Raw genomic sequence first — 14,693 nt, 5'->3', positions numbered from 1 at the left:
CGGTGCAACGGCAGCGAGTCCGTCCGAGATAAGAAGCTCCGCAGAACACTGTTGACACCGGTGCAACGGCAGAGAAGCCGGCGGAATAAGGGGCTGCGGCACAAGAACCGTTGACACCGGGCCTGCCGCCTGCTTTTCGACACAGCCAGCGGTGAAAAGTGCAACCGCCGGCAATTCAGGGCGTTGGGCCTCCGGGGGAGCACAACAACTGCCCGCTATTCGTTTCGAGAGGAAGCTGATGCGACTGCGTTCCAAAGTCCTCGCGGCTGCGCTGACCCTGTGTGCCACGGCCTTGCCGGCGATGGCGCAGGAATGCGGCGGCGACTTCGAGACGTGGAAGCAGGGCGTCGCCGCGGAAGCCAAGGCGGCCGGCGTCGGCACTGCCGGTCTCGACGCCCTTGAAGCGGCAACCTTCGACGACAAGGTGTTGGCACGCGACCGCGCCCAGGGCGTCTTCACCCAAACCTTTGTCGAGTTTTCCAACCGCATGATCTCGGCCTATCGCCTGAAGCAAGGTGCGGCGAACATGAAGAAATACGCGGATGTCTTCGCCCGCGCCGACCAGCAGTTCGGCGTTCAGGCGCCGATCATCGCCGCCTTCTGGGCGCTGGAGACCGATTTCGGCGCCGTGCAGGGCGACTTCCACACGCTGAGCGCCCTGGTGACGCTGTCGCATGATTGCCGCCGCCCGCAACTGTTTCGGCCTCAGTTGATACCGCTTCTGCAATTGATCGATCGCGGCGTGCTGCCGGCCGATGTCAGGGGCGCCTGGGCCGGCGAGATCGGCCAGACGCAGATCCTGCCCTCAGATTATCTGGCACGCGGCGTCGACGGCGACGGCGACGGCAAGATCGACCTGCGCGGCAGCGTGCCCGATGTGATCATGACCACCGCCAACAAAGTGCTGTCGCGCGGCTGGAAACGCGACCAGCCCTGGATCCAGGAAGTCCGCGTGCCCGAAGACATGCCGTGGGACCAGACCGGTCGCACCAACAAGCTGCCGCTGTCGCAGTGGGCGCAATGGGGCGTCACCTACCCCAGCGGCGCGCCGCTGGTCGACAACGGCCTCAAGGCAGGCTTGGCGCTGCCGATGGGCCGTAAGGGGCCCGCCTTCCTAGCTTATGACAATTTCGACGTCTATCTCGAGTGGAACCAGTCCTTCACCTATGCGCTGACCGCGGCCAACCTCGCCGCCAGGTTGGCGGGAGAAAAACAGTTCGATCCGCGCAATCCCGAGACCGGCCTCAACAACGAGCAGATGAAGGCGCTGCAGACCAAGCTGGAAGCCAGGGGCTACGATGTCGGCACTGTCGACGGCATTTTGGGTACCAACACCCGCGAGGCGATCCGCAAGGAGCAGATGCGGCTAGGCTTGCCGGTGGATGGCTGGCCGACGCCGGAGCTTTTGGGGAAGCTTTAGCGAATAGCGAATAGCGAATAGCGAATAGCGAATAGCGAATAGAAGGTAGTCCTTCCTTGCTGCTGTCTCGGCAAATCTTCCCTATTCGCTACTGGCTATTCCCTATTCGCTAATCCGCCATCGTCTCCAAACTGGCAAACCCCTGCGGCGCGTCGCCCTCGTCGAACGGCGTCGTCACCTCGACGAAGGTGTCGGGGTAAAAGCCGTTGAAGCGGGTCCGCAGCGAGAGCGAATAGGCGCCGATATGGCCGATCTCGATCCAGTCGCCGGTATCGACCGTTTCCGGCAGCCAGAACGGCCGCGACAGGATGTCGACGGAATCGCAGGTCGCGCCGCAGACCTTGAACGGCACGATGTTCTTCTCCTCGCCATTGCGCGAGCGGATCGCAGGATCGGGAATGAAGCGCGCCGGCAGCGTGATCTTTCCGGTCCATGAATCCGACAGCGACGCCCAGATGCCGTCATTGATGTAGAGCCGCTTGCCCTTGCGCAGCAGCACCCGCACGATCAGCGACAGGCAGCGCGCCACGATCACGCGGCCCGGCTCGGCCACCAGCGGCATCTGGTCGAACTGATACTCTTTCAGATCGCCCGAAAGCCGCGACATGATCTGGCCGAGCGACGGCATCTCGATCTGCTTGCGGTTGGGGTCATGGCCGTATTCGGCGGGGAAACCGCCGCCGACGTCGAGCCCGGCAATATCGAAGGTCAGCCGGTTGCGCACCCAATCGGCGGAAGCCAGTGCCCGCTCATAGGTGTCGGGATCCTCGATCTGACTGCCGACATGGAAACACAGGCCAACCTTGTAGCCGGTGCGGTTCAGCCGCTCGGCCAGTTCGACGGCATAGGCCGGCCCGGCGCCGAACTTCTTCGACAGTTCGTAGGCGGCATGGCCCTTGGTCTGCACCCGCACGAACACGCTGATCGAGCCCGGATCGATATCGAGCGCCCGCACCACTCGCGTCAGCTTGGTGATCTCGTCCTCGTGATCCAGCGAAATGACGCGGATGGCGTATTTCTCCAGCGCCAGCTTGATGTCCGACTGCGCCTTGACCGGATGCATGTAGAGCATCTCGGCATCGGGAGAGACGGCACGCACGGCAGCGAACTCGCCCGGCGACGCGACGTCGAAAGCCTTGACGCCGGCTTCGACCAGGGTCTTCAGCACGATCTGCTCGCCATTGGTCTTGACCGCATAGGCGGTCTTGCCCGGGAACATGCCCATGAACTGCCTGGCATCCGCCATCAGCACCTGCGGGCGGAAGCAATAGACCGGATCGTCCGGGCGAAGCGCCAGTGCCGCCTCGCGGGCATTCTCGAATCGCTGCATCGACGAATCCTTGATCTAGCCTGCGCACAATTAATCCAAGCTAGCGGCTAATGAAAACAATTCTGTGTCTCGTACGGCTGACGCTGGGGCGCTAGGTCTTGGCGGCAGGCGTTTGCCATCAATCACGTTTCGGGTGGCCCTTGTCGCCGAACCGGATATGGCTTCTGCCTGACTGGCATACGTCTGGGAGGGCGACTCACATGGCAATGGCCGCGACATCCGCACCACGCGGGCCGATGGTGCTCAAGGATTGGGGGCAACTCCTGCTGCTCGGCGCGATCTGGGGCGGCTCGTTCTTCTTCGCGCGCATCGCGGTGGCGGAGCTCCCCCCGCTGGTGCTGGTGCTGTTTCGCGTCGCCATTGCCGCGATTGCGCTGCAGATCTATCTCGGTCTGCGTGGCCCGTCCTTTCGCCTCGCGCTTCCGCATGCCGGCCTGTTCTTCCTGCTGGCGCTCACCAACAATGTCGTGCCCTTCTCGCTGATCTTCGCCGGCCAGACGGAGCTCGGAGCCGGCATCGCCTCGGTGCTCAACGCGACAACGCCGTTCTGGACGTTGATCCTCGCCAACGCGCTGACATCGGACGAAAAGCTGTCCTGGAACAAGCTCGCCGGCATTGCGCTCGGCATCGCCGGCACGGCTGTCATGATCGGCCCCGGCCTGCTTGCCGGGCTCGGCGGCTCGGTCTGGGCCAAATTCGCGCTGATCGGGGCTTCGCTGTCCTATGCCGTCGCGCTGATGGTTGCCCGCCGCTTCAGGGGCGTGCCCTCGCCGATCATCGCCACCGGACAGTTGACGGCATCGACCATCATCATGATCCCGATCGTGCTCTTCACCTACGGTCCATCCGGCCTGTTCTCGGCCTCGCCGCCGGTCTGGGCGGCGGTGCTGGCACTGGCGCTGCTGTCGACCGCCTTCGCCTACATCCTCTATTTCAACCTCGTCGCCTCGGCCGGCGCCACCAATGCCTCGCTGGTCACGCTTGTCGTACCGGCCAGCGCGATGCTGCTCGGCTTCCTGTTCCTTGGCGAGCGGCTGGAACTGTTCGAAATCGGCGGCGTGGTGCTGATCGCGCTCGGCCTCGTCACCATTGACGGGCGGTTGTTCGGCCGACGTTAGAGCGCCGCGCGTCCACTGGACGCGCAAAGGATGCTCTAACCACCCAATTGCCCCCCGCATCGCGAAAGTTGAATTCGGCTTCCGCAGCGGTAGCGCTGCCATGACACGGCAGCGACACGAGTCGGCCACATTTTATTCACAGGCCTGAAGCCGGTTTTTGCTTAGGAGTTTCAAAGCCTAACGGCAAAAGACATGTCGCGGATTTCACAATCACGTCGCAATGCAGCACATTTTCCGCTTGCCTGTGGCACAAATGAACCTAGACTCCGTGACATAGCTCTTTAAGAGGAGGCTATGTCATGGGACTTACGAGGCCTATCAACGCATTGATGATCTGTGCTGCGTTCGCCTTTATCGGAGCCCTTATTATGGGCTTCCTTCCCTGACCGCCAAAGCGGGGAAGACCAGCACCCAAATAGTCCAACCAATTCAAAAGGCCGGGTTTTTCCCGGCCTTTTGTCGTTCAACCCACTCTCATGCCGCAGCTGATCCGGCGGCCGCCGCCTCGTGCGAGCGGATGCCGATCATATGACAGATGGCAAAGACCAGATCGGCGCGGTTCATGGTGTAGAAGTGGAAATCGCCGACACCGCGCTCGACAAGGTCCATCACCTGTTCGGCCGCCACCGCCGACGCCACCAGCGCATGCGTCTGCGGGTCCCGGTCGAGGCCTTCGAAACGCTCCGCCAGCCAGCCGGGCACATGCGCGCCCGCCCTCGCGGAAAAGTTCGCGACCTGCTTGAAACTGTGAACCGGCTGGATACCCGGCACGATCGGGATGTAGATGCCGGCGCGGCGGACGCGCTCGACATAGCGCTCGTAGAGATCGTTGTCGAAAAAGAACTGAGTGATGGCACGCGTCGCGCCATTGTCGACTTTGCGCTTCAGCATCTCGATGTCGGTGGCGAAATCGGGGCTTTGCGGATGTTTTTCCGGATAAGCCGCGACGGAGATGTCGAAATCAGCAATCGCCTTGAGCCCGGCGACCAGTTCCGCGCCGTTCTCGTAGCCACCGGGATGCGGCCGATACGGTCCGCCGACGCCGGAGGCCGGGTCGCCGCGCAGCGCCACGAACCGGTTGATGCCGATCGATTTGTAATCCTGGATGACCGCGTCGACCTCGTCGCGCGTTGCCCCGACACAGGTCAGATGCGCCGCTGCAGGAATACCGGTTTCCGTCAGGATGCGCTTTACAGTGCGCGCGGTGCGCTCTCGCGTCGAGCCGCCGGCGCCGTAGGTCACCGAGACGAATTTCGGCTTCAACGGCTCCAGCCTCGTCACCGTCTCCCACAGCCTCGCTTCCATCTCGTCGGTCTTCGGCGGGAAGAATTCGAAGGAAACCCTGACCTTGTCGCCAATGTCGGGGCGGCGGGAAAAGCGGAACTGGTTCATCAGGCGGTTTCCCTTATCTGCCTTGTGTCGTTGGAAGGATCGGCGATCAAGAGGCGCCGGTCGCGGCCAAGCCAGAGTTTTACGGTGAGCCTGGCCTCGTTGCCGCCACGCGGCTCGAATTCCTGACTGTCTTCAAGATCGAGGCCGGCTTCCGAAAACCAGTCGGCGATCTGCCGGTCGGAAAAGCCGAGCCGCATATGCGCGTGTTCCTCACGCAGGAATTCCAGCGCATGCGGCGCGAAATCGACGATGACCAGGCGTCCGGCCGGACGCAAAAGCCGCGCCGCCTCGTGGATGGCACGGGCGGGATCGTCGAGATAGTGCAGCACCTGATGGATGGTGACGAGATCGAAGGCATCGCGCTCGACCGGCGGTGCGAAGATGTCGCCCTGCCGAACCTGCGCGTTCGAAACGCCTGCCTTGTCCAGATTGGCGCGCGCCACGGTCAGCATCTCGCGCGACATGTCGATGCCGACACCACGCCGATAAAGCGGCGAGAAGATTTCAAGCAGCCGCCCGGTGCCGGTGCCGAGATCGAGCATCGACTGGAACGGCCGCTTGCCGACCAGTTTCAGCATTGCGGCTTCGACGGCGCGGTCCGGCACATGCAGCGATCGGATATGGTCCCAGCTTGCCGCATTCACGGAAAAATACGCGACCGCCCGGTCCTGCCGCTTGCGCTTGACCGAGGCCAGACGCTCAAGATCGCGCTCGACCTGCGGATCGGCGCCGCGAATGCCGGAAACCAGCCCCATGACGAAGTCCCGCGCGGAATCCGCATCCGACAGGCGGAAGAAGGCCCACGACCCCTCCTGGTAGCGGCCGATCAGTCCGGCCTCCAGAAGCAGCTTCAGGTGCCGCGAAACGCGCGGCTGCGACTGGCCGAGAATTTCGGTAAGATCGGAAACCGTGAGGTCACCGCGCGACAGAAGTGCCAGTATGCGCAATCGGCTGGATTCGGCCGCCGCCTTTAACGTATCCACCATAGTGTCGAGCGAGACATGCATCAGCGTATTCTCTTTGAAAAGATATAAACATATGTTTATGTCGATTTTAGCGACCTTGCAAGCGCTATGTCGCTTCCGGACAAGAAAATGCCGCTTGTGTGGCGTTTTAAGAGACGTGGACCATGACTGAAACGCGTGAGATGTTCGAGGCGCGCGAAGGCGAGCAGAGGCTGGAGAACGATCCGGCCTTGATGCCGCCTGATGGCGGGATCGTCTTCATCGGCCGCATTGCCTCGCCATGGACGACGCGCGAAACCTGCCCGAAGAACATGCGCGCCGCGCGCGAGACCGGGCAGAAGGCGGTGCTGACCATCGACACAGCCTACCGAAGTGGCCTGCAGGGGCTGGAGCGCGCCAGCCACGTCATCATCCTATCCTGGCTGCATCATGCGCCGCGGGACCTGATTGTGCAGAAACCGCGCCATGCCGCTGAAGCGAAAGGTGTATTTTCGCTGCGCTCCCCTGCCCGCCCCAACCCCATCGGGCTGCATGTGGTCCGGCTCGTCGCGCTCGACCAACGCACCGGCCGCATCGATCTCGACGCCATCGATGTGCTCGACGGCACGCCGGTCATCGACATCAAACCTTATTTCGCCTCGACCGACGCTATTGCCGAGGCGACCATCGAAGGGCGCGACGAGCCCGATCGGACCCGGCGGTGACGGCGCCGACCGGCCGCCGCCGCGCCATAGCCAAGGCGCTGACCGCTCTTCTGCCGCTGGCTCCCTATGCCGACATGGAGAAGATCCGCACCGACGCCGGCGCGGTCCACATGAAGACCTTGCCGCCGGGCATCGCCGTATGGCTGGCGACGATTGCCCATATCCGCCACATGCACACCGATTACGAGAAACTGCTGAGCGAAGGCTATGACCGCGACTCGGCGCGTTTCTTCGTCATCGAGCAGACCAACATCGTGCTCACCCGCTGGCGCGCAACCCGCCTGCTCGACGCCGACGACGAGGAGGAATGACCACGGCTACTTCCGCTTTAGCACGGCGACCGCATTGTAGGTCTGGCCATCGGCGTGGCCGACCCAAATCCAGGACAGATTGCCCTTGTAAAACCTGACGGTGATGTTGCCTCCGTCGATGCATTTGTCCCGACCGTAGGTGATGTTCTCGTGGTATTCCGCCGAAATGTCGTCCCTTGACGTCTGCGACAGCGATCCGCCGCAGCCGAGTGACGGATAGTCGATCGACGCGCTGCCATCGTTGATGGTCATGGCGATCGCCCAGTCGGCGCCGGCGTCACCCGCCGGGCTCTGGTGGCCATTGCCTACCCAGGTGCCGCTCAGCGACAGCACGTTCACCGCGCAAGGCAGGTTCTGGAAGATCGGAGTCAATTCGCCGCCGGTTTTCTCGCAGCGATAGGTCTGCCCGCCCTGGCACAATTCCTCGCCTTCGCGCGCGCACTGGGCGCGGGCGTCGCCCGCAGCGGCGAACATCATCATTGCCGCTGTGACGGCCCCAAACCTGCCCATTTTCCCCTCCCGTTCAGACCCGGAACGATACGGCAATCGCGATCGAATGTATCGGCCAGATCGTCATGGAGGCCGAACAGCGCCGGGCGGGTGGCTCTATGCCTTCTGCCCAGCGCCGCTAGCCTCTCGCCTGCGTGACAGGAGGCCCCGATGAGCCGGACAATGGCAACACAGGACGAGAAGCGACCGCCCGTCGTCGACGACCGCCATGTCGACCCGCACTCCTATCCCGAGGGGGTCGCTTTCCTCGACGGCCAATACCTGCCGATGTCGCAGGCCAAGATCTCGGTGCTGGACTGGGGTTTTCTGCATTCCGACGCCACCTACGACACCGTGCATGTCTGGAACGGCCGCTTCTTCCGCCTCGATTTGCATCTCGACCGCTTCTTCGGCGGGCTGGAAAAGCTGCGCATGACCATCCCCTTCGATCGCGACGGCGTTACCGAAATCCTGCACAATTGCGTGGCGCTGTCGGGTCATCGCGCCGCCTATGTCGAAATGCTGTGCACGCGCGGCGCCTCGCCGACTTTCAGCCGCGACCCGCGCCAGGCGGTCAACCGCTTCATGGCGTTCGCCGTGCCGTTCGGCTCGGTCGCCAATGCCGAGCAGTTGCAGCGCGGCCTGCGTGTCGCCATCAGCGCCAAGATGCGCATTCCGCCGGCCTCGATCGACCCGGCGATCAAGAACTACCACTGGCTCGATCTGGTGCGCGGCCTCTACGATGCCTATGATCGCGGCGCCGAGACCGCATTGATCCTCGACTTCAACGGCAATGTCGCCGAGGGCCCGGGCTTCAACGTCTTCTGCGTCAGGGACGGCAAGCTGTCGACGCCTTCCATTGGCGTGCTGCCGGGCATAACCCGCCGCACCGTCTTCGATCTCTGCGCCGAACAAGGTCTTGCCGCCACCGCGGCCGATGTCAGCGTCACTGCATTGCGCGAGGCCGACGAGGTCTTCATCACCTCGACCGCGGGCGGCATCATGCCGGTGACCGAGATCGACGGCGCGGCGATCGCCAACGGCAAGGTCGGACCGATCACCAGCCGGCTGATGGCGCTCTATTGGGAGAAGCACGAGGATCCGGCGTGGTCGTCTCAGGTGAATTATCCCTGATAATTCAGGCGTCTTTTTCGAAAGATTCCGGTCGCCTCTGGAAAATCAGAGGACGGACCGTATATGCCCGAAAGCGGAGAGGCCTCCGCTTTCACGCAAAATCACGCCCGCAGGGGCAAGGTCTCCAAGATCATGACATCAAAGGTTTGGTTCATCACCGGATCGTCGAAGGGCTTTGGTCGCGTCTGGGCCGAGGCTGCACTCGCGCGCGGCGACAGCGTCGCGGCCACCGCCCGCGATGCCGGCACGCTCGCCGATCTCGTCGAGAAATACGGCGACAGGATTGCCGCGATAAAGCTCGACGTCACCGACAAGAAAGCCGTCGATGCCGCAGTCGCCGAGGCGCACAAGCGTTTTGGCCGGCTCGACGTCGTCGTCAACAATGCCGGCTACGGCCATTTCGGCGCCATCGAGGAGGTCAGCGAACAGGAAGCTCGCGACCAGATCGAAACCAATGTCTTCGGCGCGCTGTGGGTCACTCAGGCCGCACTGCCGATCATGCGGGCGCAGCGTTCCGGCCACATCATCCAGATTTCGTCGATCGGCGGCGTCAATGCCTTTGCCTCGCTCGGCCTCTACCACGCCTCGAAATGGGCGCTGGAGGCCTTCAGCCAGTCGCTGAGCATCGAGGTCGCGGAATTCGGCATCCATGTGACGCTGGTCGAACCGGGCGGCTTCTCCACCGACTGGGCCGGCCCGTCGGCCAAGATCTCTCAGCCGATCGAGGCCTATGCGCCCGCCCGTGCGAAGATGGCAGAGCGCCGCGCCAATTCCGTTGCCGGCGATCCAGAGGCCACCGGGCCGGCGATGCTGGCCATTGTCGACGCCGCCGAGCCACCGCTCAGGGTGTTCTTCGGCGACGGCGGCCTGCCGATGATACGCCAGGAATACGCCAACCGACTCGCCACATGGGACAAGTGGGACCATGTTTCCGTTATGGCGCAAGGCGCCAAGAAGAACCGCAAAGCTAACGCCTAGTGAGCTTGGCTACGCCGCGACGGCGGCGTAGCTCCTGCCCTCTGGTTGCCGCACAGCTATGCCGAATAGATCCACTGCTCCGGCACGCGCACCGAGATTTCTTCGCGGACCCTGACCGTTCCGGGCTTCTCGACCCAGGCGACGACGCCGCGCAGCCGTTTCGCGACTTTTGGGAACAACAGCGCGCCGGCTTCGACGTCGGCCATTCCGGCATTCTCGGCGATCGACCGGCCGGCGATGCGGCAAGGTCCGTTCTGTACGTCAATCTTGATGGTGACGCCGCCCTTGAAGAACAGCAGCGTGCCGGCCGGCAGCATCGAGAGGTTCGGCACCCCTTCGATCACAAGATTGGCGCCGATCCACTCCGGCCTGATCTCGGCCAGGCCCATGCGTTGGGCAACAACCGCCAGTTCGTCCGCTGCCACTATGGACAATTGCCGTTCGTTGCGCATTTCGGTGCCGCGCGGATACCAGGGCTCGCGCCCGCCCGCGCGGCGTGTCGGTCCGGCATGAAAATCGCCTGCTATGCCATCGAAATCCAGCAGCAATTCGTCCACCGGGCGCGTCTGAAAATGATCCGCCGGCGCCACGTAAAGCGCTGCCGCCTTGGCGGCAAGCTTTCGCGCGGGGATGATTTCGATCGGCTTTTCAGCCTCGGGGAAGAGATCCAGCATGGCGTTCTTTTCTCTCGTCATCCAGCGAATTAGCCGGGCGGACTTCGCGGCGTCCAGTCGAAAGTGCTGATCGTCCGATCAACGTCACCGATGGGATGGCGATCGCCAGGCGAGTGCCGTTCGCACCAGCCTAACGCAACAAGACGTATTGAGCGCCAAGGTGTATTCCGAGCACAGGAACGGAGCGTACTTTTGGGTACGTGAGTTCAGCCCTACCGCGACGCGGGGAAGCGTAGCCATTCGCCGGGCGGCCTCACCTGAATATCGACATACCTAGAGCATCCGCAACAGCGCACCGCCTATCGAATACCCCGCGCCAAAGGCGCAGATCAGGCCGAAATCGCCAGGCTTCATGTCGGCGTGGTTTTCCGACAGCGCGACGATGGCGCCGGCGCCCGCCGTGTTGCCAAGCCGCTCCAGCACCATCGGCGCGCGGTCGTGGTCGACCTCGTGGCCGAACGACAGTTTCAGGATCATCGCATTCATGCGTGCATTGGCCTGATGCAGCCAGAAGCGCCTGATCGCCTGCGGCGTCAGCCCGTGCTCGGCCAGGAATTCGACGATGAATTTCTGCCCGGCAACGGTGACTTCCTTGAACACCTTGTTGCCGACCTGCTTGATCAGATTGCCTTCCAGATTGATCATGTAAGGATCATCCTGGGCGGTGCGGGTGTGATAGCCCAGATTGGTGCGGATGTTGTTCGACATCTGCGTCCAGACGCGCGTGTCGAGCACTTCGAAGCGCCCCGGCCGCTTGTCGCCCTTGGCCAGCCCTTCGACCACCATCGACACCGAAGCGTCGCCGAAGATGAAATGCGTCTGCCGGTCGCGAAAATTGAGATGGCCGGTGATGATCTCGGGCGTCGTCACCAGAATGCGCTTGTGCGCGCCCGACCGCACCAAATTGACGGCTATGTGCAAGGCGGCCGCCGCCGAAGAACAGCCAAGCCCCATGTCAAAGCCCGCGCCCTTCGTCCCCAGCGCCTCCTGCATTTCGATGGCGATCGCCGGATAGGGCCGCTGGTGATGCGAGGCCGAGCAGATCACCAGGTCTATATCCGACGGCTGCAGCCCGGCATGGTCGAGGGCCTTCTTCGCCGAGGCTATGCCGAACTCGGCCTCCAGCGACAGCGCATCGTCGGGCCGTGCGGGAATGCGCGGCGCCATCCGGGTCGGGTCGAGGATGCCCTCGCGCTCGATCACATGACGGGTGCGCACGCCCGAGGCGTGGACGATGAAGTCGCTGTCCGATTTCGGCAGCGGCGGCTCGCCAGTATCCTGGCGACGCGCGTTTTCCAGGTCGACCCAGGCATTGAAGCTGGCGACCAGTTCTTCATTGGTGATTGTGGGTTCGGGGATCTCAACGCCGATGCCGCTGATGATGACGCGATGCATGTCCAGTCCGTCCCATCCGCAGGCGTTGCGGGCTTCATGTGGGCGCCGGAACGCTCCGGCGCAACAGTTTTCTCACCGAGGCGGTTTACGCCGGCTTAAACCAAAGATCTGGGCCGACTGAAGCCGATCCCTCGACATGGCCACAGCCAAAGCCAAGCGGCCCTAAGGCGCCGCGCGACATGGATAATCAAGCTCGTTTTGCGACAATGAAAATGCGCGGAAAGCGCAAGAGCACCTTGCCATCAGCCGTCTTCTGATAGGCCTTGGCGATCTTGGCCGTGTAACATTCGAGGAACATCGCCCTCTCCTCGGCGTCCAGCGGATCGAGGAACGGCTTCAGGCCCGTCGATTTCACCCATTCGACGATCGCCTGCGCGTCGGCAAGCGGATGGTTGTAGATGGTGTGCCAGATATCAAGCCGGTCGCTGAGCGGCGACAGCAGGTCATAGTAGAACGACACCGGCGGCAACGGCCCGCGTGCCGCGCCCTTGAGCTTTTCGGCAAATGGCATTTCGGCGGCGGTCTCCCGCATCAGGCGGTGGGAGTCCTCGCCCAGATTGTCGGGCATCTGGACGGCAAGCGCACCGCCTGGGGCGAGGAAGCCCATCAGCCGCTGGAACACCGCCGGATGGGTAGGCAGCCATTGGAACACAGCATTGGCGAAAATCACGTCGACCGGCTCCGCCGGCTGCCATTCGGAGGCATCGGCGAGATCAAAGGTGACCTCGGGCAGGCGCGCCCGCGCCTTCTCGATCATGTCGGGCGAAGTGTCGAAGCCGCTCACCTCAGCATCCGGCCAGCGCTCGACAAGCAGTTCGGTCGAGTTGCCAGGCCCGCAGCCGATGTCGACGACCCGGCGCGGGAAGTCCACCGGCACCTGCGCGACCAAATCCCGCGCGGGCCGCGTGCGCTCGTCTTCGAATTTCAGATATTGGGCGGCGGACCAATCAGCCATTTGAGCTCCTCATGCTGGTTGAGATCGCCGCCCTAAAACCCCTTACCGCGTCAGCCTCTTGTAGGTCATGCGGTGCGGGTTGACGGCATCCGGCCCGAGGCGGCGGATCTTGTCCTGCTCGTAATCCTCGAAATTGCCTTCGAACCATTCGACATGGCTGTCGCCCTCGAAGGCGAGGATGTGCGTCGCCAGGCGATCGAGGAACATACGATCGTGCGAGATGATGACGGCGCAGCCGCCGAAGTTTTCCAGCGCGTCTTCGAGTGCGGCCAGCGTTTCCGTATCGAGATCGTTGGTCGGTTCGTCGAGCAGCAGCACATTGCCGCCGGTCTTCAGCATCTTGGCCAGATGCACGCGGTTGCGCTGACCGCCGGACAGATTGCCGACCTTCTGCTGCTGGTCGCCGCCACGGAAGTTGAACGACGCGCAATAGGCACGCGTGTTGGCTTCGAACTTGCCGAGCTTGACCACTTCGGCGCCGCCGGAAATCTCTTCCCACACCGTCTTTGACGGATCGAGCGCATCGCGGCTCTGGTCGACATAGCCGAGCTTGACCGTTTCGCCGACGCGCACAGAACCCGCATCCGGCTTTTCCTGGCCGGTGATCATGCGAAACAGCGTCGTCTTGCCGGCGCCGTTCGGGCCGATGACGCCGACGATGCCGCCGGGCGGCAGCTTGAATTCCAGGCCGTCGATGAGCAGCGTGTCGCCAAAGCCCTTCGACAGGCCTTCCGCCTCGATCACCACATTGCCGAGCCGCTCGCCATGCGGAATGACGATCTGCGTATCGCTCGGACGCCGCTTGTCGGCTGCATCCAAAAGATCCTGGAACGCCTGGATACGCGCCTTGGACTTGGTCTGGCGAGCCTTCGGGCTCGACTGGATCCATTCGCGCTCGCGGCCGATGGCGCGCTGGCGGGCATCGTCCTCGCGGCCTTCCTGCTTGAGGCGCTTGGCCTTGGCTTCGAGGTATTTGGTGTAGTTGCCCTCATAAGGAATGCCGCGGCCGCGATCGAGTTCGAGGATCCAGCCGGTGACATTGTCGAGGAAGTAGCGGTCGTGGGTGATGATCATCACGGCGCCCGGATAGGCACGCAGATGCTTTTCCAGCCACGCCGTGGTCTCGGCGTCGAGATGGTTGGTCGGTTCGTCGAGCAGCAGAAGGTCGGGCTGGCGCAGCAGAAGCTGGCAAAGTGCGACGCGGCGGCGTTCGCCGCCCGAAAGCTTGGTGACTTCCGAATCCTTGGGCGGGCAGCCCAGCGCTTCCATCGCCATCTCGACCTGCTGTTCGAGATCCCAAAGGTTGAGCCGGTCCATTTCGTCCTGGAGCTTGGCCGACTCGTCGGCCGTCTCGTCGGAATAGTTCATCATCAATTCGTTATAGCGTTCGATGACGGCAGTCTTGGCGGCGACACCTTCCATGATATTTTCGAACACGGTCTTGTCCGGATCGAGCGCAGGCTCCTGCGCCAGGTAGCCGACAGTGGCGCCTTCGGCCAGCCAGGCTTCGCCGTTCCACTCCTTGTCGAGCCCGGCCATGATCTTGAGGATCGTCGACTTGCCCGAACCGTTGGGGCCGAGGATGCCGATCTTGGCGTCGGGATAGAAGGAGAGATGGACATTCTCGAGCACCTTCTTGGTGCCATAGGCCTTGTTGAGGCCGGCCATGTGATAGATGAACTGGCGTGCCACGCGCGCTTTCCCTGAAAAACTGACTGGCCCAGAAAACTGACTGGATCTGTCGAATTGAGTGGAGGTTGGCCGCTATGTAGGCGATGCGGCGGCGAACGGCAATCGCTTTTGCCATATCTGCCCGGTCACACGCGGA

At 62.9% G+C, this 14,693-nt stretch carries 14 protein-coding genes; 6 read left to right on the top strand and 8 right to left on the bottom strand.

Features of this window, described 5'->3' with window-relative positions; translation table 11 throughout:
- Positions 1 to 238: 238 nt before the first annotated feature.
- Positions 239 to 1,420 carry a lytic murein transglycosylase gene (locus NP503_RS04255; protein ID WP_023813162.1) on the top strand — a complete coding sequence of 394 codons (1,182 nt, stop codon included), beginning with the start codon at positions 239 to 241 and terminating at the stop codon, positions 1,418 to 1,420.
- Positions 1,421 to 1,529: 109 nt separating this feature from the next.
- Here NP503_RS04255 and NP503_RS04250 read toward each other — a convergent pair whose 3' ends face one another.
- Positions 1,530 to 2,750 carry an alanine racemase gene (locus tag NP503_RS04250; protein WP_013530936.1) on the bottom strand — a complete coding sequence of 407 codons (1,221 nt, stop codon included), beginning with the start codon at positions 2,748 to 2,750 and terminating at the stop codon, positions 1,530 to 1,532.
- 200 nt (positions 2,751 to 2,950) lie between these two features.
- On the opposite strand from NP503_RS04250, the gene NP503_RS04245 reads away from it, so the two are divergent.
- Positions 2,951 to 3,868, top strand: coding sequence for a DMT family transporter (locus NP503_RS04245; protein WP_127267192.1), 918 nt, complete (start codon positions 2,951 to 2,953; stop codon positions 3,866 to 3,868).
- 474 nt (positions 3,869 to 4,342) lie between these two features.
- Here the strand turns inward: NP503_RS04245 and metF are convergent, their stop codons facing one another.
- Entirely contained in the window at positions 4,343 to 5,260 is a 918-nt protein-coding gene (gene metF, locus NP503_RS04240) for a methylenetetrahydrofolate reductase [NAD(P)H] (RefSeq protein WP_023813165.1), read from the bottom strand.
- Complete coding sequence (locus tag NP503_RS04235) at positions 5,260 to 6,267, bottom strand: metalloregulator ArsR/SmtB family transcription factor (RefSeq protein ID WP_023813166.1); 1,008 nt, start codon at positions 6,265 to 6,267, stop codon at positions 5,260 to 5,262. The genes metF and NP503_RS04235 overlap by 1 nt, the downstream gene beginning before the upstream one ends.
- Positions 6,268 to 6,389: 122 nt before the next feature.
- On the opposite strand from NP503_RS04235, the gene tsaA reads away from it, so the two are divergent.
- Together tsaA and NP503_RS04225 are read left to right on the top strand one after the other, a co-directional pair.
- A complete protein-coding gene (gene tsaA, locus NP503_RS04230) occupies positions 6,390 to 6,929 on the top strand; it encodes a tRNA (N6-threonylcarbamoyladenosine(37)-N6)-methyltransferase TrmO (protein WP_023813167.1) in 540 nt (179 codons plus the stop codon).
- Entirely contained in the window at positions 6,926 to 7,240 is a 315-nt protein-coding gene (locus NP503_RS04225; RefSeq protein WP_127260329.1) for a DUF2293 domain-containing protein, read from the top strand. Before tsaA ends, NP503_RS04225 begins: the two co-directional genes overlap by 4 nt.
- A 6-nt stretch (positions 7,241 to 7,246) precedes the next feature.
- Here NP503_RS04225 and NP503_RS04220 read toward each other — a convergent pair whose 3' ends face one another.
- Positions 7,247 to 7,750, bottom strand: coding sequence for a hypothetical protein (locus NP503_RS04220; protein WP_127267193.1), 504 nt, complete (start codon positions 7,748 to 7,750; stop codon positions 7,247 to 7,249).
- Positions 7,751 to 7,900: 150 nt separating this feature from the next.
- Here NP503_RS04220 and NP503_RS04215 point away from each other — a divergent pair, with 150 nt between their 5' ends.
- Complete coding sequence (locus tag NP503_RS04215; RefSeq protein ID WP_127267194.1) at positions 7,901 to 8,863, top strand: D-amino acid aminotransferase; 963 nt, start codon at positions 7,901 to 7,903, stop codon at positions 8,861 to 8,863.
- Positions 8,864 to 8,995: 132 nt separating this feature from the next.
- Entirely contained in the window at positions 8,996 to 9,841 is an 846-nt protein-coding gene (locus NP503_RS04210) for an SDR family oxidoreductase (protein ID WP_127272444.1), read from the top strand.
- Positions 9,842 to 9,897: 56 nt separating this feature from the next.
- Here the strand turns inward: NP503_RS04210 and NP503_RS04205 are convergent, their stop codons facing one another.
- The 4 genes from NP503_RS04205 to ettA all read right to left on the bottom strand — a co-directional run bounded on the left by NP503_RS04205 (position 9,898) and on the right by ettA (position 14,557).
- Positions 9,898 to 10,515, bottom strand: coding sequence for an MOSC domain-containing protein (locus NP503_RS04205; protein ID WP_127271384.1), 618 nt, complete (start codon positions 10,513 to 10,515; stop codon positions 9,898 to 9,900).
- 273 nt (positions 10,516 to 10,788) lie between these two features.
- Complete coding sequence (locus NP503_RS04200; RefSeq protein ID WP_127272443.1) at positions 10,789 to 11,910, bottom strand: beta-ketoacyl-ACP synthase III; 1,122 nt, start codon at positions 11,908 to 11,910, stop codon at positions 10,789 to 10,791.
- A gap of 187 nt (positions 11,911 to 12,097) precedes the next feature.
- Positions 12,098 to 12,865, bottom strand: a complete 768-nt coding sequence (gene tam, locus NP503_RS04195; protein ID WP_127271532.1) for a trans-aconitate 2-methyltransferase — start codon at positions 12,863 to 12,865, stop codon at positions 12,098 to 12,100.
- Positions 12,866 to 12,907: 42 nt separating this feature from the next.
- Positions 12,908 to 14,557: an energy-dependent translational throttle protein EttA gene (gene ettA / locus NP503_RS04190; protein WP_027034974.1), complete on the bottom strand. Its 1,650-nt coding sequence runs from the start codon at positions 14,555 to 14,557 to the stop codon at positions 12,908 to 12,910.
- Positions 14,558 to 14,693 lie beyond the last annotated feature (136 nt).

It is taken from the genome of Mesorhizobium sp. SEMIA396 (assembly GCF_024518615.1).
Taxonomy (GTDB): domain Bacteria; phylum Pseudomonadota; class Alphaproteobacteria; order Rhizobiales; family Rhizobiaceae; genus Mesorhizobium.
The sequence above is the reverse complement of the archived record's forward strand: the minus strand, read 5'-3'. Positions and strand labels throughout refer to the sequence as shown.

What these genes read in the sequence shown, in the direction of transcription:
- NP503_RS04205 (WP_127271384.1), bottom strand. Translation starts at nt 10,515, where the DNA reads ATGCTGGATCTCTTCCCCGAGGCTGAAAAGCCGATCGAAATCATCCCC.
- NP503_RS04210 (WP_127272444.1), top strand. Translation starts at nt 8,996, where the DNA reads ATGACATCAAAGGTTTGGTTCATCACCGGATCGTCGAAGGGCTTTGGT.
- tsaA (WP_023813167.1), top strand. Translation starts at nt 6,390, where the DNA reads ATGACTGAAACGCGTGAGATGTTCGAGGCGCGCGAAGGCGAGCAGAGG.
- NP503_RS04220 (WP_127267193.1), bottom strand. Translation starts at nt 7,750, where the DNA reads ATGGGCAGGTTTGGGGCCGTCACAGCGGCAATGATGATGTTCGCCGCT.
- tam (WP_127271532.1), bottom strand. Translation starts at nt 12,865, where the DNA reads ATGGCTGATTGGTCCGCCGCCCAATATCTGAAATTCGAAGACGAGCGC.
- NP503_RS04200 (WP_127272443.1), bottom strand. Translation starts at nt 11,910, where the DNA reads ATGCATCGCGTCATCATCAGCGGCATCGGCGTTGAGATCCCCGAACCC.
- NP503_RS04215 (WP_127267194.1), top strand. Translation starts at nt 7,901, where the DNA reads ATGAGCCGGACAATGGCAACACAGGACGAGAAGCGACCGCCCGTCGTC.
- NP503_RS04245 (WP_127267192.1), top strand. Translation starts at nt 2,951, where the DNA reads ATGGCAATGGCCGCGACATCCGCACCACGCGGGCCGATGGTGCTCAAG.
- NP503_RS04235 (WP_023813166.1), bottom strand. Translation starts at nt 6,267, where the DNA reads ATGCATGTCTCGCTCGACACTATGGTGGATACGTTAAAGGCGGCGGCC.
- NP503_RS04250 (WP_013530936.1), bottom strand. Translation starts at nt 2,750, where the DNA reads ATGCAGCGATTCGAGAATGCCCGCGAGGCGGCACTGGCGCTTCGCCCG.
- NP503_RS04255 (WP_023813162.1), top strand. Translation starts at nt 239, where the DNA reads ATGCGACTGCGTTCCAAAGTCCTCGCGGCTGCGCTGACCCTGTGTGCC.
- metF (WP_023813165.1), bottom strand. Translation starts at nt 5,260, where the DNA reads ATGAACCAGTTCCGCTTTTCCCGCCGCCCCGACATTGGCGACAAGGTC.